This is a genomic window from Psychrobacter sp. T6-5, from assembly GCF_052258485.2.
GTDB lineage: Bacteria > Pseudomonadota > Gammaproteobacteria > Pseudomonadales > Moraxellaceae > Psychrobacter.
Map to the genome: position 1 here is coordinate 1,485,691 of NZ_JBQQEY020000001.1, position 21,798 is coordinate 1,507,488.

The 21,798-nt window shown below is 42.0% G+C and carries 19 protein-coding genes; 15 read left to right on the forward strand and 4 right to left on the reverse strand.

All coding sequences use genetic code 11. The features are described from left to right. The first annotated feature begins 56 nt into the window (after window positions 1-56). The 15 genes from ACTXGK_RS21025 to ACTXGK_RS21095 all read left to right on the forward strand — a co-directional run bounded on the left by ACTXGK_RS21025 (window position 57) and on the right by ACTXGK_RS21095 (window position 14,642). Window positions 57-1,754: a copper resistance system multicopper oxidase gene (locus ACTXGK_RS21025; RefSeq protein ID WP_443517177.1), complete on the forward strand. Its 1,698-nt coding sequence runs from the start codon at window positions 57-59 to the stop codon at window positions 1,752-1,754. 22 nt (window positions 1,755-1,776) lie between these two features. Further along, window positions 1,777-2,775, forward strand: coding sequence for a copper resistance protein B (locus tag ACTXGK_RS21030; RefSeq protein WP_443517175.1), 999 nt, complete (start codon window positions 1,777-1,779; stop codon window positions 2,773-2,775). A gap of 57 nt (window positions 2,776-2,832) precedes the next feature. Beyond that, window positions 2,833-3,297, forward strand: a complete 465-nt coding sequence (locus ACTXGK_RS21035) for a DUF305 domain-containing protein (RefSeq protein ID WP_443517174.1) — start codon at window positions 2,833-2,835, stop codon at window positions 3,295-3,297. A 145-nt stretch (window positions 3,298-3,442) separates the two neighbouring features. Continuing rightward, window positions 3,443-4,786 (forward strand): APC family permease, encoded by a 1,344-nt coding sequence (locus ACTXGK_RS21040; protein WP_265089590.1) that lies wholly within the window; start codon window positions 3,443-3,445, stop codon window positions 4,784-4,786. Between the two features lie 129 nt (window positions 4,787-4,915). Then, complete coding sequence (locus tag ACTXGK_RS21045; protein WP_068037334.1) at window positions 4,916-5,569, forward strand: methyltransferase family protein; 654 nt, start codon at window positions 4,916-4,918, stop codon at window positions 5,567-5,569. Window positions 5,570-5,681: 112 nt separating this feature from the next. Next, window positions 5,682-5,960: a DUF5676 family membrane protein gene (locus tag ACTXGK_RS21050; RefSeq protein WP_102093205.1), complete on the forward strand. Its 279-nt coding sequence runs from the start codon at window positions 5,682-5,684 to the stop codon at window positions 5,958-5,960. Window positions 5,961-6,058: 98 nt separating this feature from the next. Continuing rightward, a complete protein-coding gene (locus ACTXGK_RS21055; protein ID WP_156770962.1) occupies window positions 6,059-6,214 on the forward strand; it encodes a hypothetical protein in 156 nt (51 codons plus the stop codon). 138 nt (window positions 6,215-6,352) lie between these two features. After that, window positions 6,353-8,962: a copper-transporting P-type ATPase gene (locus tag ACTXGK_RS21060; RefSeq protein ID WP_443517171.1), complete on the forward strand. Its 2,610-nt coding sequence runs from the start codon at window positions 6,353-6,355 to the stop codon at window positions 8,960-8,962. Between the two features lie 85 nt (window positions 8,963-9,047). Further along, a complete protein-coding gene (tatA, locus tag ACTXGK_RS21065) occupies window positions 9,048-9,332 on the forward strand; it encodes a Sec-independent protein translocase subunit TatA (protein ID WP_443517169.1) in 285 nt (94 codons plus the stop codon). Window positions 9,333-9,387: 55 nt separating this feature from the next. After that, window positions 9,388-9,774, forward strand: a complete 387-nt coding sequence (tatB, locus tag ACTXGK_RS21070; RefSeq protein WP_443517167.1) for a Sec-independent protein translocase protein TatB — start codon at window positions 9,388-9,390, stop codon at window positions 9,772-9,774. Continuing rightward, window positions 9,771-10,604: a twin-arginine translocase subunit TatC gene (tatC, locus tag ACTXGK_RS21075; protein WP_198336786.1), complete on the forward strand. Its 834-nt coding sequence runs from the start codon at window positions 9,771-9,773 to the stop codon at window positions 10,602-10,604. The genes tatB and tatC overlap by 4 nt, the downstream gene beginning before the upstream one ends. A 175-nt stretch (window positions 10,605-10,779) precedes the next feature. Then, complete coding sequence (locus ACTXGK_RS21080; RefSeq protein ID WP_443517166.1) at window positions 10,780-12,072, forward strand: ATP-grasp domain-containing protein; 1,293 nt, start codon at window positions 10,780-10,782, stop codon at window positions 12,070-12,072. Window positions 12,073-12,176: 104 nt separating this feature from the next. Beyond that, window positions 12,177-12,503 carry a DUF6122 family protein gene (locus ACTXGK_RS21085; RefSeq protein WP_025645701.1) on the forward strand — a complete coding sequence of 109 codons (327 nt, stop codon included), beginning with the start codon at window positions 12,177-12,179 and terminating at the stop codon, window positions 12,501-12,503. A 124-nt stretch (window positions 12,504-12,627) separates the two neighbouring features. Beyond that, on the forward strand, window positions 12,628-13,050 hold the full coding sequence (locus tag ACTXGK_RS21090; protein ID WP_443517240.1) for an ion channel: 423 nt from the start codon (window positions 12,628-12,630) through the stop codon (window positions 13,048-13,050). A gap of 110 nt (window positions 13,051-13,160) precedes the next feature. Next, on the forward strand, window positions 13,161-14,642 hold the full coding sequence (locus tag ACTXGK_RS21095; RefSeq protein WP_443517164.1) for a leucine-rich repeat domain-containing protein: 1,482 nt from the start codon (window positions 13,161-13,163) through the stop codon (window positions 14,640-14,642). Between the two features lie 353 nt (window positions 14,643-14,995). On the opposite strand, the gene ACTXGK_RS21100 is transcribed toward ACTXGK_RS21095, so the two are convergent. From ACTXGK_RS21100 to ACTXGK_RS21115, 4 genes are all read right to left on the reverse strand, one after another. Then, window positions 14,996-15,328 carry a YnfA family protein gene (locus ACTXGK_RS21100; protein WP_443517163.1) on the reverse strand — a complete coding sequence of 111 codons (333 nt, stop codon included), beginning with the start codon at window positions 15,326-15,328 and terminating at the stop codon, window positions 14,996-14,998. A gap of 429 nt (window positions 15,329-15,757) precedes the next feature. Beyond that, complete coding sequence (locus ACTXGK_RS21105; protein WP_199508195.1) at window positions 15,758-16,486, reverse strand: M48 family metallopeptidase; 729 nt, start codon at window positions 16,484-16,486, stop codon at window positions 15,758-15,760. Beyond that, a complete protein-coding gene (locus ACTXGK_RS21110) occupies window positions 16,486-19,632 on the reverse strand; it encodes a type I restriction endonuclease subunit R (protein ID WP_286708076.1) in 3,147 nt (1,048 codons plus the stop codon). The genes ACTXGK_RS21105 and ACTXGK_RS21110 overlap by 1 nt, the downstream gene beginning before the upstream one ends. Before the next feature lie 2 nt (window positions 19,633-19,634). After that, entirely contained in the window at window positions 19,635-21,797 is a 2,163-nt protein-coding gene (locus ACTXGK_RS21115; protein WP_443517160.1) for a DUF262 domain-containing protein, read from the reverse strand. Window position 21,798: the final 1 nt, after the last annotated feature.

Here is a 21,798-nt window from a genome sequence, read left to right on the forward strand (position 1 = left end):
AGTTATCAGATATATAAGTTCAACTCTCATTTCATGGATTAACTTAGGTCAATATTATGAATAAAAACAGATTTAACCGCAGGCGTTTTTTGACAGGGTCATCCACCTTGCTCGGCGCGTCGATGCTATCCACACTACCGACGATGGCTAATAGTGCTTTAACTAAAAGCCAAAATGTTGTAGTCAATAGTGATAGAGCCGATCACATTGTACCTATACTAACGGGTAATGAATTTGATCTTTATGTCAGTGAGAAGATGATAACGGTCAACGGCAAGTCAAGCATGGCAACGCTGATAAATGACTCACTGCCTGCACCAACGCTTAAGATGCAAGAAGGCGATACGGTCACCATTCGAGTCCATAATCAGCTGAATGAGTCGACCTCTATTCACTGGCATGGCCTCTTAGTGCCGTTTGAGATGGATGGCGTACCGGGTATCAGCTTTGATGGTATTCCTGCGGGTAGCACCTTCACGTACAAATTTAAACTGACACAGTCAGGCACTTATTGGTATCACTCGCATACTGGCTTCCAAGAGCAGACCGGTATGCGGGGGGCTATTGTGATTGAACCTAAAGGGCGCGAACGCTACCCTATCGAGGAAGATCACGTTATCCTGCTTAGTGATTGGACGCATCGCGATCCGCATAATCTGCTAAAACTGCTTAAGCAGCGTGCAGACTTTGATAATTATCATTTACCAGATTTTAAAAAGCTACTGTCCGATATTGCCGCAACAGATCTAAAAGCTGCTTTTGATAAGCGCAAAATGTGGAATCAGATGCGCATGATGCCGACAGACTTTACTGATCTGTCTGGTGAAAAAACCTTTACCTATCTGATGAATGGTAAAACCACAGCGGCTAACTGGACGCAACTTGTCAAGGCTGGACAGCCTGTCAAACTACGTTTTATTAATGGTTCAGCGCAGACGATATTTGATGTACGCATCCCCGGCCTAAAAATGAAAGTCGTCGCGACGGATGGGATTGATGTCAGTCCCGTCGATATCGATGATTTCCGTATTGGGGTGGCCGAGACTTATGATGTCATCGTGACGCCCACTAAAGACGCGCATACCATATTTGCTCAAAACATAGATCGGACAGGCTATGTTGCGACAACGCTTGCTACCAAAAAAGGTGCTCGTCCTGCGATACCTGCTATGGACAAAGTCGAATGGCTGACGATGGCCGACATGATGGGCGCCATGGGATCGAATGGCTATAACGCTAAACATGCCAAAACAGAATATGACTTTAAGTCCGATATGCGTGTGGACAGTCCGCGTATGAACCTTGATGACCCTGGTATTAATCTACGTAACATTGATAGAAAGGTTTTGAATTATAGTCAGTTGCGCTCTGTCGGCGATGAGATAATGGCAGAGCAGCGCAAACCCACCAGAGAGATTGAAATACATCTGACGGGAAACATGGAGCGCTATATTTGGGCTCTAGACGGGGTTATGTTCAAAGATGCCGCACCGGTCAATATTAAGCCGGGTGAGCGCGTACGTATTACCTTAGTCAATGACACCATGATGAATCATCCCATGCATTTGCATGGTATGTGGAGCGATCTGCGGATGCCTTCAGGTGAGTTTCAAGTACGTAAGCATACGATAATGGTGCAGCCAGCGCAAAAGATTAGTTTCGATGTCACAGGTGAGGCGGGGCGCTGGGCTTGGCATTGCCATCTGCTGTATCACATGGAAGCGGGCATGTTTCGAGAAGTTGCCGTCATTTAACCCTTTAAATATGAGCCTTATTATGAAAATGTATAAAGTAGGTCTACCGTTTATTGGCATATCATCTTTGCTGTTATTACTGTCACCTGTAGCAAACGCTGCTGAGATGTCGAATATGGATCACGGCAACATGGATATGTCGAATATGGACATGTCGAACATGGATCACAGTGGCATGGATATGTCAGATATGGATATGTCGAGTATGGATCATAGTGGCATGGACATGTCAGGTATGGATCACAGTAGTATGGACATGTCAGGTATGGATCATAGCAGTATGAATATGGATATGTCTGGAATGCAAGGCGGCGAACCACCTCCTAATGCTCGTAGTCCCGACTACTCAAATGGTGTTGACTATGGACAGTATGGTAAACCGGTAATGATGGGTAGCTTACCGTTATGGGGTGTGTCAGTAGAAACTTTGGGCTATCAGTTTGAGAATGACCAAATCGATTTTGAAGCTGAAGGCTGGTACGGTACTGATAGTAATCGTGTCACTCTACGCAGTGAAGGTAGTGCTCAAACTAACGATGATAAAGAGATCGATAGTCTAAGCTCACTCGCTTATTGGAAGCCGCTCGGTATCTTCTGGAATGGAGAAGCGGGTATTGCTTATAATACTGAAAACGATAAGTCCGCAATCATGGCAGGCATTGCTGGTACGGCGCCGTACTTCGTTGAGACTGACGCAAGAGCTTATCTATATACTGATGGTCAAGTCCAGCTTGATCTTGGGGCAGCGTACGAGTGGCGCTTAGATCAGCGTTGGGTGGTCAGACCAGAGCTGGAGCTGACGGCATTTAGCAAAGATGATACCGATAACGGTATTACTAAAGGATTTAATGAGTTTGAAGCTGAAGTTAGGCTGGCTTATGAGACATTCAGTCGTCAGCTCGCGCCTTATGTTGGTTTCAGCTACGAGAGCGCCTTGGGTGATGCGCGAGACTTACGTCGTCAAGAGGACGAAGACGTTGATTCTAATAGTCTGACTGCTGGTGTGATGTTTTGGTTCTAAGATTGTACATTGTGAGTTGATAAAGGAATTAATAACATATTTTTATAGGGGGATAATATGAATAACAACAAAAATCAGATGAATCCATATGTGAAATTTACCCTAATGATTTTAACATCCACAGTGGTGATGTTTATCATGATGTATTTTAATACTTATCAATGGGATCACGTTTATTTTAGCGAAACCAGAGCTTATATGGCGTTATATATGGGCGCTATGATGGCTATTATCATGCTCGCCTTTATGACCAATATGTATAAAAAGACTAAGGTCAATCTAATGGTTTATGGGGTTAGTGTCGTGCTATTTGCCTTTGGTTTATGGGGCGTTAGATCACAACAAACGGTCGATCAAGTGGATTGGATGCAGGCGATGATACCGCATCACTCGATTGCTATTTTGACCAGTTCGCGTGCTGATATCGAAGATCCACGTGTACGTCAATTGGCTGATGAAATTATCGAAGCCCAAAGACGTGAAATCGGTGAGATGCAAGCACTTATTGATGAGTTGGAATAATATATTATGATACCAATAAGTAAGCTCTTCTTTAAAAACTATTTACTATATCGCGTCTTTTAATTCTAACTATACCTACTCCTTACTTCAAAAATAACCTGTAAAACTGAAGTTCTACGAAGAAATAGATTAAGGTCGAATAAGTATGAAGCAAGATAGAGCGACTCGCTATCAGAAGGATAGTTTGACATTATCAGGAACAGTTATGCTAGGTACCGGTGTCATGATCGGTGCTGGTATTTTCGCTCTGACCGGTCAGATGGCTCAGATGACGGGTTCGCTTTTCCCACTTGCTTTTCTAGCCGCCGCAATCGTTGTTTCTTTTAGTGCCTATTCTTATATCAAAATCTCTAACGCTTACCCGTCGGCTGGCGGTGTTGCAATGTACCTGCATCAGGCATACGGAGATCGTTTACCGACTGGATTTAATGCCCTGCTGATGTATTTCTCCATGGTTATAGCGCAGAGCTTTTTGGCCCGGACGTTCGGGTCATACACTATGCAGTTATTCGGTGGCGATGACAGCGGTCGCATGGTATCCATCCTTGGCGCCGCGCTTATTCTTGCTGCGTTCTTTATCAATTTACTTGGTAATCGTTGGATTCAGGGGGTTGCATCGGTTATCGGTATTATAAAAATTGTCGGTATTCTTATATTCGGGTTGGTTGGTATCTGGCTAGCTGATAGCTTTGCAGTTGATTCTTCTACATTAGGTGACACTAATACTGTTGGTGACTTTCTTGGCGCAACGGCGCTAGGCATACTGGCATTTAAAGGCTTTACCACGATTACCAACAGTGGCTCGGAAGTAAAAAATCCTCATCGCAACGTCGGCCGTGCCATTGTAATATCAATCGCAATATGCGTAGTTATTTACACTCTAGTCGGTTTAGCGGTGTCTAGTAATCTATCTCTTGCCGAAATCATCGAAACTAAAGATTACTCCTTGGCTGCCGCCGCACGCCCAGCACTTGGCGACTATGGTCTATGGTTCACAGTTGCAATCGCAATGGTAGCTACCGCTGGCGGCCTCCTTGCTAGCATCTTCGCAGTCTCTCGTATGCTTGCTATGTTGACTGAGATGAAGCTGGTGCCTCATCGTCATTTGGGAATGCCGGGAAGCGTTCAAAAACATACGTTGGTCTATACTGTGGTGTTGGGTTTAGCTTTTACGACGTTATTTGACTTATCACGAATTGCAGCGCTTGGCATTGTTTTCTATCTAATTATGGATATCGCCATTCATTGGGGTGTTTTGCGATACCTTCGTCAGGATATAAAGGCGGTGATGTGGGTGCCTATAGTGGCCATACTTCTTGACCTGTTGGTTCTCGGCGGTTTTGTCTGGATTAAACTAAACTCAGATCCATTCGTACTTGGCGTAGCAGTCGTCACTATTGTAGTGATTGCTGTGGCTGAGCAGGTTTACCTGAAATCTTCAGCGAGGAAAAAAGCTATCGAAAAAGATACGCTTGCAGACCATCATTGACAGTAACATCAAAGAGTTTACAGAAAATTGTTTGGTTAAAAATTGCATAGATTTAAGCGTCTGCTTACTATCTTCAAGAATTGATTTCATGCAATACGATATTCATAAAGACAACAGGGAAAGTAAGCTATGAATGAGTCATTTAATCACGCTGGAACTTGGGGTCTCGCACTAATTGTTATTGTTCTGATTTCTTGGTTCTTTTACCGTTATTTCGCACCAAAGAACTGGCGTGAATGGGCGGGTGCTGGTGTAGTTCAGGCTTTCATTATTGCACTTTACGCAGAAATGTATGGCTTTCCGCTCACTATATATTTATTAGTACGGTTTTTTGGTTTGGACAGCCAATATGTCAGCGCTAGCTTATGGTCGACCCTTGTTGGTTTAGGTGAGACAGGCATGATGATCTCAATGCTACTCGGCTATGCTATTGCATTTTTAGGAGTCGGTCTTTTTGCTCAAGGTTGGCGCCAAGTCCACAAAGCACGAGGGGAAAATCGTTTAGTAACTGATGGACTCTATGCCTACGTACGTCATCCTCAGTACACCGGGTTGTTTATTGCACTGTTCGGTGAGGGTGTGGTGCATTGGCCAACTCTGTTTTCAATCGGTCTGTTTCCAGTGATTGTGCTTGTATACACATGGTTAGCTCGACGTGAGGAACGGCATATGTTTGAAGAGTTTGGTAAAGACTACCTTGCTTACAAACAGCAAGTGCCAATGTTTATTCCTCAATGGGGTCAATGGCGTCAACTTGCCGCCGCCGCACGAGTTAAAAAGTAATATCAATACAGGATAAAGCTTTAATTCATACAAATCCTTAGAGTTAGCATGGTTAGATACGATTGGTTATCTTGAGCTTGAACCACATCATACAATAGTGAGGATTACTAAGATGGTCAAATCAAACTTAACAACAAGTACTTTAAGGATTGCCCCTGTTGGCAACAGTGTATCGTTGTTTCTACTCATTAGTTACCTGTTATGCATAGGCTTTGGCTTACTTGCACCCGAACAGATAAGTATGCATGAAGCTTGGGCGCCTCTGCTACCTGGCTTTGAGTGGTTGACGTGGACAGGTTTTCTAATTGGGTTTGTCGAATCGTATCTTTACGGTTGGTATTTCGCAATCTTATTCGTGCCATTATACCGTTGGTTCGCCAAAGTGCGCTAAAGATATTGATATATTAACAGTCAGTAAACCTCTTCGGTTCGAGTAAAAATTAATTGAAGAGTTGGAGTGATCACAGTTTAGACTGAGGAGAAATCATAATGAATGGGTCAATGCATGGCATGATGAACGGCTCAATGATGTATGGCATGGGCTGGGTTATGATGCTTATCTGTTTGTTATTCACCCTACTATTTTTCGCAGTACTAGTACTAACAATCATGGCACTGCTCAAGTATTTGCGTGATAAAAACTAAATTCCAATTGAAAAGTATAGAAATTATTTTTTAGAGGTTTTTAGATTAATGATTAGATGAATAGCAATCGAGGATTGATGATAGTGCTTTAAGAGTTGTACTTATTATCAATATTTATTGTCTTCAAGGAGTGGTTTTATGAAACATATTGCCGATGAAAAATCTATCAAAGGTGGTCAGTACGATAAAGTACCAGAAAATTATAGTGGTACGGTTTATATCTGCCCGATGCATCCTGAGGTTAGAGATACTGAAAAGAGCGATTGTCCGATATGCGGCATGTTTCTTAAACCTGAAGACGAGGTTGCTGAATCCAACAACCATGAAGATAGTCATGCGCATTGTCATGGAGCGGATGCTAATAATAGTACTGAGTTAAAGTCTGTCGAAGACGATAAGTACGACAAGATACCGGAAAATTATAGCGGTACGGTCTATATTTGTCCTATGCATCCAGAAGTAAGAGATGTTGAAAAAAGTGACTGCCCAATATGTGGCATGTTTCTTAAACCTGAAGACGAAGTTGCTAAAGATGATAGTCACGCTAGCTGTCATGGAAAGGATACTGATAGTAGCGGAGTAAAATCTGTTAAAGGCGGTAAATACGATAAAGTACCTGCTGATTACGATGGCACGGTATATACCTGTCCTATGCATCCTGAAGTGAGAGACGTTAGAAATAGCGGTTGTCCGATATGTGGTATGGCGCTTGAGCCCGAAACGCTTACTATCGGTGAAGAGGACACCTCAGAGCTTGACGACATGACTCGTCGTTTTTGGATATGTACCGTGTTGACTGTACCGCTATTAATATATGTGATGAGCGGTATGTTTGGAGTTGACTTTAGTCAGTATGGTATACCTTCACAGGTTTTACAATGGGCTGAGTTAGTGCTCGCGACCCCTGTAGTGCTTTGGGGCGCCGCCCCGTTTTTCGTTCGTGGCTGGCAGTCTATAAAAAGCCGCAATCTAAATATGTTTACTTTGATTGCGATAGGCGTAGGCGCTGCTTATATTTTTAGTATTGTCGCGACCTTTTTTCCCGATATTTTCCCAGACAGTTTCAGAGATGCCTCTGGTCAAGTCGGAGTCTACTATGAAGCAGCAGCTGTCATTGTAACCTTGGTGCTACTGGGTCAAGTATTAGAGCTCAAAGCTAGAAGTCAAACTTCAGGTGCGATTAGAGCTTTGCTTGAGCTCGCACCACCAACCGCAAGACGTGTCGATGAAAACGGTGAAGAAGTCGAAGTCTCGCTTGATGAGGTCGTCACTGGCGATAAGCTACGGGTTAAACCAGGTGAGAAACTACCCGTAGATGGTACAGTGATCGATGGTAATAGTAGTGTTGATGAATCAATGGTGACGGGTGAGCCAATCCCTGTATCAAAAGTAGCAGGAGATACAGTGACTGGTGGTACGGTAAATGGCACCGGAACGCTATTAGTCGAAGCGGTCAATGTTGGAGCAGATTCAGTATTATCTAAAATTGTACAAATGGTTGCTGAAGCCCAGCGTAGCCGCGCGCCTATCCAGCGCTTGGTAGATCAAGTGGCGGGTTGGTTCGTACCTATTGTTATTGTCACCTCTATCATAACCTTTATTGTCTGGGCGATATTCGGCCCTGAGCCCGCTATGGCCTATGCTTTGGTTAACGCGATTGCGGTACTGATTATTGCTTGTCCTTGTGCCCTTGGTCTAGCGACGCCGATGTCCATTATGGTTGGTACCGGCAAAGGCGCGCAAAACGGCGTCCTCATCAAAAATGCTGAAGCGTTAGAGAGTATGGAAAAAGTCGATACCATTGTCGTCGACAAGACCGGAACACTGACCGCTGGTAAGCCCGAGCTTACCGCAATTGATGCGCAGGTAGGTCAAGATGAAGACGAGTTCCTCGCATTAGTAGCCTCAGTAGAAAGCGCTAGCGAGCATCCTTTAGCAGAAGCTATCGTTAGAGCAGCTCAAGAAAGATCACTCATTATTCCTAAAGCTACTGACTTTAATTCGACTACTGGCGAAGGCGTACAAGCCGTGGTCGATGGTAAGAAAGTCGCTATTGGTAACTCTAAGCTTATGGAAAGCCTAAATAGTTTTGATAATGAGCTGTCCACTAAAGCTGATGTCCGTAGAAAAGACGGTGAAACGGCAATGTTTGTGGCTATAGACGGTAAAGCTGCTGGTATTATTTCAGTTGCTGACCCTATTAAACCAAGCACTAAAGAGGCTATTTCACTGCTTCATGACGCAGGTTTAAAAGTTGTGATGCTAACCGGTGACAACGAAAAAACCGCGCAGGCAGTCGCCAATAAACTAGGTATTGATGAAGTTCATGCGGATGTCTCACCAGAGGATAAAAACCGTATCGTCAAAGAAATGCAAGACAGCGGTAAATTGGTCGCTATGGCGGGTGATGGTATCAACGACGCACCAGCGCTAGCGCAAGCTAATGTTGGTATCGCTATGGGAACCGGTACCGATGTGGCGATGGAGAGTGCGGGCATTACCCTGCTAAAAGGTGATTTAATGGGCATTGCCAAAGCTTATAAGCTTAGCCACGCCACCATGCGCAATATCAGACAGAATCTGTTTTTTGCCTTTATCTACAATGCACTTGGTGTTCCTATTGCCGCAGGTGTGCTCTATCCCATATTTGGGCTTCTGCTCAGTCCGATGATAGCAGCGGCAGCGATGAGCTTGTCGTCATTCTCGGTGATTGCTAACGCGCTGCGATTGCGCCGTTTGAAACTATAATTCTGGTACGGTAAAAAGTGTTCTAAAGCACACTGACACATACTGGTCTAAACTAAACAAGATCACAAAATATAAGGATACCGTTATGGGCAGCTTTTCTATTACACATTGGCTGATTTTATTGGTCGTAGTGGTGGTCGTATTTGGTACTGCCAAGCTTAAAAATGCAGGTAAAGATTTAGGCGGTGCGGTGAAGGGTTTTAAAGAAGCGGTCAAAGATGAAGAACCCGAGAATGCTCGCAAAAATCATGTGCTTAGCCATGAAAATCGTACGCCAGCTGCAAGTAATGATTTAAATACGCGTGTAGGTAATCAGGCTGATGATATGGAAATCAGCCCTATTTCCACTGATGACCAGCCTAAAGTATGAAGCGCGCCGCTTATAAATAGCGGCACTAAGTAGTCTATTAATATATGTGACTGTTATGTTTGATATTGGGTTTTCCGAATTACTCTTGTTTGGCGTCATTGCTTTAATCGTATTGGGCCCAGAAAAACTGCCGCAAGCCGCACGTACCGCTGGGCAATGGTATGCCAAACTGCGCCGTACAGTATCCACTCTACAATCTGAAATAGAAGCTGAGCTTGATCTAGCTGAAACACGTCAACAAATGCAAAATGAACTTGCGAAAATCCGTCAGACCGAGTCGGATATGAAGCGCGAATTAGCAGAAATGCGTGGCAGTATGCAAAAGTTTGAGCAGTCACAGAACCAAAGCCTAGACGCTTCACATCAGTCAAACACTCCTCAGCAGCAAAATCATCAGCCAGATACTTCCTCTTCTTCAGCTATAGAGAAGGGGGATAAATGAGCTTATTTAAGCGCCAAAAAAGTCGCCAAAGAAAGTTAGCAAATACAGATGCTAAGGCGTCAGATGCTACCCATAATGTTGAGACTGATAATGTGCTGAATGCGCTTAGCGACATGCCTATTACTGAGCATTTGATTGAATTACGCAAGCATCTCATCAAAATATGCGTAGCCGTTTTGATCGTCTTCTTAGCATTGGTAGGGTTTTCGCGTGAGCTCTACAATCTTTTATCAGACCCTCTGGTTGCGCAGCTGCCTGCGAATTCGACTATGATTGCTACTGATATTACCTCGAACTTTATGGCACCTATTCGCTTGACGATTTTCGTTGCTGCCTTTGTAGTGATGCCGTATATTCTGTATCAAATTTGGTCATTTATAGCGCCTGGATTATATAAAAAAGAGAAAAAAATCACTATTCCAGTGCTGATATCTTCGATATTCCTATTTTATTCTGGTGTCGCTTTTGCCTACTTTGTGGTACTCAAAGGCGTATTGAAGTTCTTTATTTTATTCGCTCCGCAAAACGTTATACCTATGACCGATATCGACAGTTATTTAAGCTTTGCGCTAAAGTTATTTATGGTATTTGGACTCACTTTTGAGATTCCAGTGGTTACTTTATTATTGATAATGGTCGGTATCATATCCACTCAGAGTCTAGAGAGTAAGCGCCGATATATCATCGTCGGTTGTTTTGCTGTGTCAGCGGTAGTCACACCGCCCGATGGGGTGTCAATGCTATTGCTCGCGATTCCAATGTGGCTACTGTTCGAGTTAGGTTTGTTTTTAGCGAAAGTACTCATTAAAGAAGAGCGTAAAACCGTATAACCTTGCAAAGTAGCTAATTTATAAACTAGATATATTGCAAATTAAGTATCTTGCAAAATGACTATTTCGTAAAGTAACTATAAAAATAACCTTATCTTAAACATTTAAGACACTTTTTTTATTTTGGCTGTCCCCTAAACCCTATCAGTACATTCAACTTAGTAATGAGATTTAAATGGAATTCCTAATTAATAATAAAAACAAAACGAATGATAATCTGGCAAATCAGCTTAATCAAGAGTGCTATTGCCGTACTTTAGATCGTAAAGCGCTTAATAACAGCCTGCAAGATCAATTAGTAAACACAAGAGATAATCCACTAGGAGCCAATGAGCTTAATAAGCTGTTTTCAGCGACACCGGTGTTTGTCCCTAAGACAGAGATAGAAGCAATGGTGCGAATCATCGCAGCTATTGAGTCGACTGCTAGACTACCGTCATATCAACAGCAAGTACTGTCGTGGGCACCCAATATCGCGGCTTTCGATCCGGGGCCAATAGGGGCCTTTATGGGTTATGACTTTCACTTAGGGAGCGATGACCCCAAGCTTATTGAGATCAATACCAATGCTGGAGGCGCATTTTTAAACGTAGCACTTGCCCGCGCACAAAAACACTGCTGTCGCCCCTCAGAGCAAAGTGTTGCTACTACTAAAATGCTTGATGGGTTTGAAGAAGCGGTCGCTAATATGTTCATACAAGAATGGCAGCGACAATCGGCAACTAGCATGCCCAATCGCATTGCTATTGTGGATAATGAGCCCAAAAGCCAGTTCATGTATTTGGAGTTTCAGCTGGCCTGCCAACTACTTCAAGCTAAAGGCATTGATACCGTTATACTCGATCCGTCTGAGCTTAACTATGCTGATGGTGTACTGACAGCTCATAGCAAGCCCATTGATATGATCTATAATCGGTTAGTCGATTTCGCCTTTGAAAACCCCAACCACGCCGTGCTTAAAAGTGCCTATTTAGAGGGTGCGGTAGTAGTAACCCCCAATCCGCATGCCCATGCTATATTCGCTAATAAGCGCAACCTGACTTTACTATCCGATACGCAAACTTTGCAGTCGTGGGGACTAGGTGATGATGATGCAGAATATCTAAAAAAGTCAGTACCAACTACCAGAATGGTTACAAAAGAGGATGCAGCAGAATTATGGCGTACTCGGAGACAATTGTTTTTTAAGCCAGTAGCTGGTTATGGTAGTAAGGGCGTTTACCGTGGCAGCAAGATTACCCGCCGCGTATTCGAGACTATTTTAGATGAAAGCTATATTGCGCAGACCTTTATCCCTGCTACAGAGCGATCAATAAAGATTGATGATGTGGTGACGACTAGAAAGGTAGATATACGTCTTTATACCTATGCAGGACAGCTGCTACTAACTGCTGGGCGTATCTATCAAGGCCAAGCGACTAACTTTCGCACACCAGGGGGTGGCTTTGCGCCTGTTTTTCAAGTCTGAACATAGCATGAACATGTAGCTTTGGCTTCTTAAGTAACGTTTACTAGTTTAATTATTCTGCATACCAACTTATCAATAAAACATCATGCTGAATTGGAAAGATGATGATCCAAACCGTTATCCACTACTTCCTGCATTTTGGCATGCCGTTGATTATTGCCTATACTTTTTTTCGTGATGATTACAAACGAGTATATTTGATTCTTTTAGCAACCATGCTGGTAGATTTAGATCACTTGCTAGCAACACCTGTTTTCTTACCTGATCGCTGTAGTATTAATTTTCATCCATTACATACTTACTATGCAATGGCAGTTTATGCGGCTATGCTATTTCTACCAAAGCCCTATAGAATAATTGGTCTAGGATTGTTACTACATATGCTGACTGATTCAAATGACTGCGTAATGACCTATCTGAATAGACTCTAGTGCTTATGCGTAGTCGTTAGCTATAGTGAAAAAATTATACAGGATTAGTTAAAATAAATAGGGTAATCTTCCTTTAATGTCGTTCCTTCCTCAAAAAGGATAAAAAGTGATTCTGGCAATTATAATGGCAGCAATTCTGATCGCTGTCTGCACAGCAATACATTACGGCGCATTAAAACTCTCGTCACAGTTTGTGACGCCGTCTCGCCATATAGGACATTGCCTTGGAGTCGCAGTCGGCTCAATTGTAATTGCTCACACGTTCGAGGCCTTGCTTTACGCTGCTGGCTTTTGGATTGCTGTTTACGGCTTTGAAATCGGTAACCTCGTATCGTCCTCATCTAGCGATAGTAGCTCCCTTAATTTTATGGACTACTTTTACTTCTCGCTAGTTAACTTCACAACGCTTGGGCGAGGCGATCTCATGCCTACTGGACATCTACGATTTATGGCCGCGATGGAAGCCTTTCACGGTTTCCTACTGATCACAGCCTCTGGAAGCTTTATTCTTCAGGTCATGAGTGGTAAAAAACCCCTCTCAAGTTAGCTACAAGCTCTCTCAACTATAGGTCGCGCTGAGATCCATAACTCACGTCAGGACACCGATATTATTCTGACACAGAAAAAATAGTTCAAATCGTTAGAAGGAATAAAGCTATGACTCCAAACAATAAGGATCACCAAGACATTCATCAGTCTGCTATTGCTAATAAAACGTTAGATTCTGATGACAACTGGATCGAGAAAATATGGGCGTGGGCAGATGAGTTTGAGCTTAAAGAGTCCGAAATCCCTCGTGATAAAGAATCATTGCTAGCCCTAAAAAAGCTAGAGATCTTAGAGCCTGAACATGATGAGCAACACTCAAAAGACGTCTATAGAATAGCCTATCTACCCGATGAGCTTACCAACCTTACAAATCTAGTAGATATAACTATCAGTGGCATATATTCAAGTCATTTACTGCCCAATATCGGTAAGCTCACTAATCTAACCAAACTGTCTATTAGTCACTCTAAACTTGTCGCATTACCTGAGAGCATCGGGCAACTGAGTTATCTTACTGAACTCTTTATTGATCAAAGTGAACTCGAAGCGCTACCTGATAGTATTGGACAACTTCATAACCTTACTAAGATGTTCATTGGTCGCTGTCAGATTCAATGTTTACCTGACAGCATTGGACAGCTTACTAAGCTTACGGTACTTGATATAGTTCACTGTGAGATTGAAGAACTGCCTGACAGCATAGGGCAGCTTATTAACCTCGCTAAGCTTTTTATTAGTTATTGCCCGCTCAAGCACTTGCCTGACAGCATAGGGCAACTCAAAAATTTAAATGAGCTTGATCTTATTAACTGTGATCTCAAAGACCTACCTAGTAGTATTGGACAGCTTACCAACCTCAACAAGCTTTATATTAATCGTTGTCGTATTAAAGAGTTGCCCGCCAGCGTTGGACAACTGAGCAGTCTTACAGAGCTTTTTATTACTCATTGTGAGCTTGAAGAGCTACCTGATAGCATAGGCCAGCTTTTGAGCTTAACTCACCTTGACCTGCTTCACCTTGAACTAACGGAGCTACCCGATAGCTTTGGACACCTCATTAACCTTGCTGAGCTTAATATTATCAACTGTAAACTTAAAGTATTGCCTGATAGCATCGGACAGCTCGTTAACTTAACTAAGCTCAATTTTAATCACTCTAAGCTTGAAGTCCTACCTGATAGCATAGGGCAGCTTACGAGCTTAACTGAGCTTTTTATTAGTCATGGTAAGTTTGATAAGCTACCTGATAGCGTAGGTCAACTTGCTAATCTAGAGAAGCTTTATATTAACCATTGTAGTCTTAAAGAGCTGCCTGAAAACATAGGGCAACTTAAGAGCCTGACTGAGTTTTTCATCAGTTATTGTAAATTGGGCAAGCTGCCTAATAGTATTGGTGAGCTTAATAATCTCGCTAAGCTTGAGCTTGTTTATTGTAATCTTAGAAACCTACCAGATAATTTTACACAGCTGAATAATTTGAGATGTATAAATCTTACTGGTAATCCTCTCGATAGACTTTCTCCGAAGGTAAAAGAGTATTTACGTTCTGTAGATACGGTATATGGTTGGGATAAACAATCATACTACTAGTGATTATTGGGTCATTCATATCATATTATGAGCAAAATCCAATTGTCGCAAAATCTAACTCTAACTAGCTTATTAAATCATAATACTGATAAAGTGAAATAAGTAGGGCTGCTACTAACTCTTAATTATCAGTAAGCGTATTTGTATGTCAATAATGGAGTAGGCATTCTCAGTTATGTATGGTTCATCAAATCCTATAGTTTCTGCGTCGAGTATTTATATGATCATAACTAGCCTTGGTAGATGTGATGATCTTGGCAGTCTAATATAGATGGTTCTAGTACAGTGGTTTGTTTTGAATAGTCTATTAATTGATTAAGGAACAAAAATAGTTGCCTCCCCAGAGTTACAACCTATGTGTTGCGCGGTGCAAACATAATAATAGGCATGCCTAGAAGTGCTACTAACGTACCTAATATGTCCCATGTCGTTGGTCGAATACCATCAACAGCCCATAACCATAGAATTGCCATCGTTACATACACACCACCATAAGCGGCATAAACTCTGCCAACAGCGGTTGGATGTAAAGTCAGTAACCATACAAAAGCAACCAAACTAAGCGCACTGGGGACAAGAAGCCATATTGACTTACCCTCTCTTAGCCATAAGTATGGCAAATAGCAACCTACAATCTCTGCTAGTGCAGTAATGGCAAAAAGCCCAGCTGTTTTTAATTCAGACAAAAAACTTACCCCTTTAGTCATTTATAATGCAGCGTTTGAGTTTATCATGCCACTATAAAAAACATCTCAAAGGAAGCTATTTTTTCATGTTAGAAATATTATTATTGGCGTTAGCACTTGCTGCGGATGCGTTTGCTGCTGCAATCGGTCTTGGCTCAAAACCCCGAGTTTCACAAAGCCACCTGACAAGTATTTTTTTAGTGCTTTACCATACACGTACTATGAGCACTAGCTTAAAGCGTCTATAAGCACAGCTATTTCATGTTTTGGTTCACAGTAGCAGGTTTATAAATGACTTTCATATACCCGCAATATGAGAGGTACTAGCACCTAGTAACTCTCATATTATAAGTATGAATCAAGCCGAAATTAGCATTACACAGCATTCTGTCTGAATAAAATGTAGTACTCAAAGTAGATTTAAATAAGCTATTCTCGCTGCTTCCAGTTTTCTTGACCCAAAGGCATGCGATTGAGTAGGTCACGTCTTGATCGCCAGTCAGGCATTTGAGTATCTAGCAGAGCCTTGAATCTATCGTTATGTTGGCGCTCTTTGAAATGTAGTAGCTCATGAACGATAATATATTCTAAGCAGGGTATGGGCTTTTTTGCCAACTCTAAGTTAAGTAGGATACGACCTTCCTCTATATTACAGCTACCCCATTTAGTCTTCATTTTTTGAACTTGCCAGCTTGTGACGTTGACGTTGAGCTGCTTAGACCACTGCGTAACCAAAGTAGGAATACGTGCTTTTAGTCGAGTACGATAGTACTCATTGAGCAGCTTTAATCTATCAGTAGTCGACGTTTTAGTATGCACGGATAAAATGAGTTTGCCACCTTTTAGCTTGACGTTAGGTACAAAGTTTTGAGCGGTATCTAACTCAAGCACTTCAAGCCGATAGCGTCTGCCCCATAAATAATGTGTCTCGCCATTGATCATTTCTCGAGTGGATTGACGCGCTTGCTTAATAAAGCTTGCCTGCTGCTTGCGTATCCATGGTATGCGGTGAATCACTGCCATTCGAATTGCAGTTTCGGTCATTGCTTCAGGGGCAGCCACTCTAATCTCACCATTAGGCGGCATCACACTGATATGCAAATGCTTAATGGTTTTGCGCTGCAATTGAATGTCTAGTGATCCGATCATTAGTTGCATTATTTATATTCCGGTTGCGCTTTGACTAGGCTCATGACCTCTTCAGTACTGCTGTCCAATTCATACAAAGACAATGTTTCTCTGACGATATTTGCAACTTTGCGCTCTTTTAATAGATGGCCTTGCCAGTCAGCTTGCTTATTAAGTCTGACAGCCGCGTCAAGCTTATCGGCCAGTTCTTCATTTTGGTCTAAGTTGTCGTACAATGCGCGTTTAGCATTGGTATTGATAGAGTCTGGATAATGGTTATTTGCACTATTGGGTCTTAACACTTTGGCAGATAGCTCGCGTATTTTGTGTAAGTACTCTTTGTAGTCTACGGCCTTTTGGCGACGCAAGGTGACAAGCTCGTTAAGTAAGACTGACATGTGCTCATAGTACTTAGGGTTAACGGGGTTTTCATCTACAATAGTTTTGCGCACGTTATTTTCGATGGTTTCAGCCACGTTTCCTTCGTCATTAGCGATATCATCAGGTAAAGCCTTAATCAGCTCATCAGTCCCTTTGTCTACAATCAGCTCAATTAAGCCAAGCTCTTCAAAGTCCATGACCGTATCACTAGGTTCAGCACGGATATAACTATCCAATAAATGACGCATGGCTGGCTCGTAGAGTTTCATATCGAGCATGTCAGCGCTCATCATCTTGATGCTCTCACGCACGCTTTCAAAGTGCTTCACGTCGGTTTGAATACGATCGATCTGCTCTGGACTGTAGCCACACTCTACCATCTCATTAGCAATATTTGCATAAGCTCGCAGTAGCTTAGCGACACTTTTATATAAAGTGACCCGTAGCTGTTCTTTTTCTAGTTTTTCATCAATGGGGGCGTCATTTGTGGTGCAAAAATATGCATAGTAGTCTTGAGTGTTCTTAGGGTATCTAACGGGTTCGCACAATCCTCGAACCATCTCTAGCGCATTATCTAAGTCCTGCTTAGCAGAATCAAGGCGGTTTTTTAATAAGCCTTCAATATCTTTGCTGTCATAATCAGAGAATGCGCCTTGTGTATAGCTTGATATGGCTTTATCTAAAGACTGAAACAGATCCTGATAGTCGATGATATAACCATATTCTTTGTCTTCACCATCTAGGCGGTTCACTCGGCAAATAGCCTGAAATAAGTTATGATCGGCCATTTTTTTATCAATATATAGATAGGTTGCTGAAGGCGCATCAAATCCCGTCAGTAGCTTATCTACTACAATCAGTAAGCGCATCTGCCCCGGCTCGTCAATGAAGCGTTTTTTGACCTCTTTTTCAAAGTCTTCAACCCTCAAACCAGCCTCTTGTTCATCGATATCGTAATATTCGGCAATCATCTTACGATAGGTGGCATACTTAAATAGCTTTTCAGTCGTACCTTCGCCAGACTCTTCACCCTTAATGCTATCGGCAGTCGGCTGATAGCTGGTGATGATAGCAATTTTATCTTTTAAGTGCGTATGGCTAAACATTTCATAGACTTTGCAGGCTTGATAGATACTGCCACATACGAGCATGGCATTACCTCGACCATCAGCCAGTCGCGGGCGCGTCTCCATATCATATAAGATATCGTTCTTGATTTGCTCTAGGCGAGAGTGACTCGATAACACGCGCTGCATCGTGCCCCATTTTTGTTTTAGCTGAGTCTTAGCAACATTGGATAAGCCGCGAGTTTTGGCATCAAACCATTTATCAATTTTATCTGGTGATAGTAGCTGTTGATCGATATCGCGTGCTTCATAACGCAGATCAAGCACGACGCCATCAGCGACTGCTTCATCGAATTTATAAGTATGAATATAGGGACCGAAGACCTCGATAGACTTTTTCTGATCTTTTTTGAGCAGTGGCGTTCCTGTAAAGCCAATAAACGTCGCATGAGGAAGCAGGGCAGTCATCGCACTATGCAGCTTACCCGATTGCGTGCGATGGCATTCATCAACAAAGACGTAAATATCCCCTTTAGCGCTAAAGTTTGAAGACAGACTACTTTTTAGATCCTCTATGAATTCGTCAGTATCCGCTACGCTATCTTCATCCTTATTGTCATTAGTATGACGACCAAATTTATGTACTAATGAGCATAGTAGTGCTGGGTTAGGATGATTAAGCTGACGGATTAGATCCGCGCCATTCTTGGTACGATATATATTTTCATCAATACCTGAAAACACACCTTCAATCTGCTCGTCTAGCTCTTTGCGGTCCGTAATGACAAGTACGCGGCTATTTTTAATATTCTCACGTATCCACTTAGCCAGCCATACCATAGTGAGACTTTTACCTGAGCCTTGGGTGTGCCAGATAATGCCGTTTTTACGTTTTGCTAGGTAGTCTTTGGCGGCTTGCACACCAAAGAACTGATTGTGCCGGCAGGTTTTTTTGACACCCATGTCATAAACGATGAAGTTATGAATAACATCGAGTAAGCGCTTTTTATTACATAACTGATAGAGGTGACGGTCTAATGGCTCAGCATAAGCTTGTTGACTTGCCTGCTGCGTCGTACTGGTATGCTGAGGGCTTGCTTCTTTCCATTCCAGATAGTAGCGCTCTGGGGTCTCTATAGTCCCATAACGCAATCCTTGACTGTCGTTACCGGCCATGACTAGCTGGATGGTGGTAAAAAAGTTACGGATAAAATCCTTGCTTTGATTGTCTAAGTTCTGCCGTATGCCTTCAGAGACTGAGATGGTAGAGCGCTTTAGTTCTAAGACACCAAGGGCGATACCATTGACGTATAACACCACGTCAGGGCGCTTTTTATGTTCGCCTTTGATCGATACTTCTTCAGCAATAGCAAAGTCATTTGCCGCAAAGTTGTCCCAGTCAATCAACCAAACCGTTTGGGTATGTTCGCCTGAGCCTTCTTTTTCTTTTATCCCGTACCGTAGTAGTCGATAGACCTCTTTATTGGCATCATAAAGCTTGATGCCACTACCTAGGGCGGCAGCTTTTTCTAAGGTGCTAATCGCGCGCGCTATCAGTGGCGCACTGACATTACGAGACTTTAGCCATTGCGCTAGTATATCGCGTTCAATATTTTTATTATCGGCCCGTGTGTGCCAGTTGCCCAAATAGCGATAGCCAAGCTCGTCTTGAAAAAATTGTACAACACGGTTTTGGGATATTCTTTCAATATCGTTGACGTTACTCATTTTTAAGCGCCCTCTGACATTAGGTTAAGACCTTTCATCATGATTTCTAGCATTTGTTCTTCATGCTGCGCGATCATTGTTTTATCCCACGTGGCTTCTTGACCACTAATACACTTAATCATTCTAGATAGTTTCAGGCTATCAATTTGTTTGCTTTCAAGAAAGTATTTTACCTTCACATCAGGCATGTCATTACTAACCCGAGAGTTAAGACTATGGCTAATCAAACATAAATTGCCAAAAGAATGAAGCAGCGTATCCTCTACATTTTTATCATTTATAAAAAGCTTATCATCTCGCTTGTTTTGGGGATAAAAGTGTTCAATTGAGCTTCGAGCAGTAAAGGTAAATTCAGGACGTTCCTCATCTTTCCAAAGCAGATAGTCTAGATAGTTAAACACAAAAATATTGCGAATATTGTTATATCTAAGGTACTGCTTAATTTGTGTACGTAAATGATTGGGTGTGAGACTAGCGTCAGTATTTGTGAACGAGATTTGATTAAAGTCTGGGGTTTGATAAATAATGTGATGATAGTCGTCAGGCTCATCTGTTAAATAACGCCTCAGCATAAAGGCGCGGGCTATTGCCTCTATATGACTCAGATAAGCTGTGCTATCAAGTCCGATGTCATTATATTGATAATGCTGATAAGCATAATATAAAACCGCATTGAGCCAGTGCTTATAGTTTGTGGTAGGGGTTGAAACGTGAAAGGCGCTTTGTAGCATCACTAAATCATTGTTGTCATTTTCAAAGCTGTTTTTATAATAGCTATTTTTTTTGTCTTCACCTTTGGTTAGTTTATTAAGTGTCCATTGCCCTTTGTTGTCCTGCATATTGCGTTTGATTATGAAGTGATCAAAGATAAACTTACTTTTAAGCAAGGCATATATAAAGGTCTTGACTTGAGATAAAGGTGTTATCTTATCTTCAGTTACTACGTTTTGGCTCATTTTTGAAACAGAAGGCGCTAATATATAGGTTTCAAACTGAGTCAGCAGCTGTTTGTCATCAAGGGCGATGTCTTTTTGATTTGATGACTGTATGTTAATCATGATTCTTAACGTATGTAGCAAAAAACTTGAGAAGTTAACTAAGCTATAGTAGGTTTCGCTAATACCGTCATCATCACCTTTGTCAGCAGTATCATTGGGGTTTGGTGGACTGGTAAAGCCGTCGGCTAGAATGTCGTATAAAGAGGGCGGCTGTGACTTAGAGGCTTGAGTGTTATTTTGTTCATCATAATTTTTATAGATATCAAGTAGCGCATTAAAGTCTTTAGGCTTTAGCACGGACAAATTATTTGAAAATAATTCAGTACGTAAGGTAGTGCTAAAGCCATATTGCACGTACTTATTCATATTGGCGCAAGCTTCCCAAACATCATGAATTAATGCCTTAAGGGGTTGTTTGTCAGCAACGTCTATTTCGCTCGAATCTGCCTTTTCAACTACTGATAATAATCGTGCTTTGATAATCTCATGCTTCTCTAACTGCTCACCTCGGTTATTCATGACTTCAAAGTAATGGTTTAAGTCTGTCTCGTCAGGTACAGGTACACGAGAGATTTGCACATATGTAAATAGATAGTGACAGAAGTCTTGAATACTGATCTTATGGTGCTGGTTTTCACTGGGGTTAGCACTATCAAATTTGTCTTTCATTACCTTTTCAATAGACTTATAGCCATTGATAATAGCAGGGTTAAGCCCGTCTTGATCAAAGTGCTGATAGTTCTCTAAGTTATCGTTTAATAGTAAATTTAAAGTTTGAGTAGATTTTGGGCGGCTTTCGAATTCGATATTCTGTGCTTCATACCAAGACATGTCATAGTCGTTATCGTTACTTGCAAAGTAATTTTTTAGATATATGATCAATAGGCTTAAAGTGGTAAAGCGCTGTTGACCATCAATAACTTCAAACACTTTATGTTTAGACGATGGCTCTGGTCTTTTAAAGACAACCAAAGTACCTAGGTAATAGTTCTTATGACCGTCTAAGGTCCTTGAGTTAATCTGAGCGTCAATAATATCAGTGATGAGTTGTTCAATCTCGTCATTGCCCCAAGCAAAATTACGCTGATACATAGGAATAAGGTAATGCGCTGTGCCGTCTAGCATTTGTTTTGGCGTGAGCGATATCACATCTTTATTTGTACTCAAA

What these genes read in the sequence shown, in the direction of transcription:
- ACTXGK_RS21025 (WP_443517177.1), top strand. Translation starts at nt 57, where the DNA reads ATGAATAAAAACAGATTTAACCGCAGGCGTTTTTTGACAGGGTCATCC.
- ACTXGK_RS21030 (WP_443517175.1), top strand. Translation starts at nt 1,777, where the DNA reads ATGAAAATGTATAAAGTAGGTCTACCGTTTATTGGCATATCATCTTTG.
- ACTXGK_RS21035 (WP_443517174.1), top strand. Translation starts at nt 2,833, where the DNA reads ATGAATAACAACAAAAATCAGATGAATCCATATGTGAAATTTACCCTA.
- ACTXGK_RS21040 (WP_265089590.1), top strand. Translation starts at nt 3,443, where the DNA reads ATGAAGCAAGATAGAGCGACTCGCTATCAGAAGGATAGTTTGACATTA.
- ACTXGK_RS21045 (WP_068037334.1), top strand. Translation starts at nt 4,916, where the DNA reads ATGAATGAGTCATTTAATCACGCTGGAACTTGGGGTCTCGCACTAATT.
- ACTXGK_RS21050 (WP_102093205.1), top strand. Translation starts at nt 5,682, where the DNA reads ATGGTCAAATCAAACTTAACAACAAGTACTTTAAGGATTGCCCCTGTT.
- ACTXGK_RS21055 (WP_156770962.1), top strand. Translation starts at nt 6,059, where the DNA reads ATGAATGGGTCAATGCATGGCATGATGAACGGCTCAATGATGTATGGC.
- ACTXGK_RS21060 (WP_443517171.1), top strand. Translation starts at nt 6,353, where the DNA reads ATGAAACATATTGCCGATGAAAAATCTATCAAAGGTGGTCAGTACGAT.
- tatA (WP_443517169.1), top strand. Translation starts at nt 9,048, where the DNA reads ATGGGCAGCTTTTCTATTACACATTGGCTGATTTTATTGGTCGTAGTG.
- tatB (WP_443517167.1), top strand. Translation starts at nt 9,388, where the DNA reads ATGTTTGATATTGGGTTTTCCGAATTACTCTTGTTTGGCGTCATTGCT.
- tatC (WP_198336786.1), top strand. Translation starts at nt 9,771, where the DNA reads ATGAGCTTATTTAAGCGCCAAAAAAGTCGCCAAAGAAAGTTAGCAAAT.
- ACTXGK_RS21080 (WP_443517166.1), top strand. Translation starts at nt 10,780, where the DNA reads ATGGAATTCCTAATTAATAATAAAAACAAAACGAATGATAATCTGGCA.
- ACTXGK_RS21085 (WP_025645701.1), top strand. Translation starts at nt 12,177, where the DNA reads ATGATCCAAACCGTTATCCACTACTTCCTGCATTTTGGCATGCCGTTG.
- ACTXGK_RS21090 (WP_443517240.1), top strand. Translation starts at nt 12,628, where the DNA reads ATGGCAGCAATTCTGATCGCTGTCTGCACAGCAATACATTACGGCGCA.
- ACTXGK_RS21095 (WP_443517164.1), top strand. Translation starts at nt 13,161, where the DNA reads ATGACTCCAAACAATAAGGATCACCAAGACATTCATCAGTCTGCTATT.
- ACTXGK_RS21105 (WP_199508195.1), bottom strand. Translation starts at nt 16,486, where the DNA reads ATGCAACTAATGATCGGATCACTAGACATTCAATTGCAGCGCAAAACC.
- ACTXGK_RS21110 (WP_286708076.1), bottom strand. Translation starts at nt 19,632, where the DNA reads ATGAGTAACGTCAACGATATTGAAAGAATATCCCAAAACCGTGTTGTA.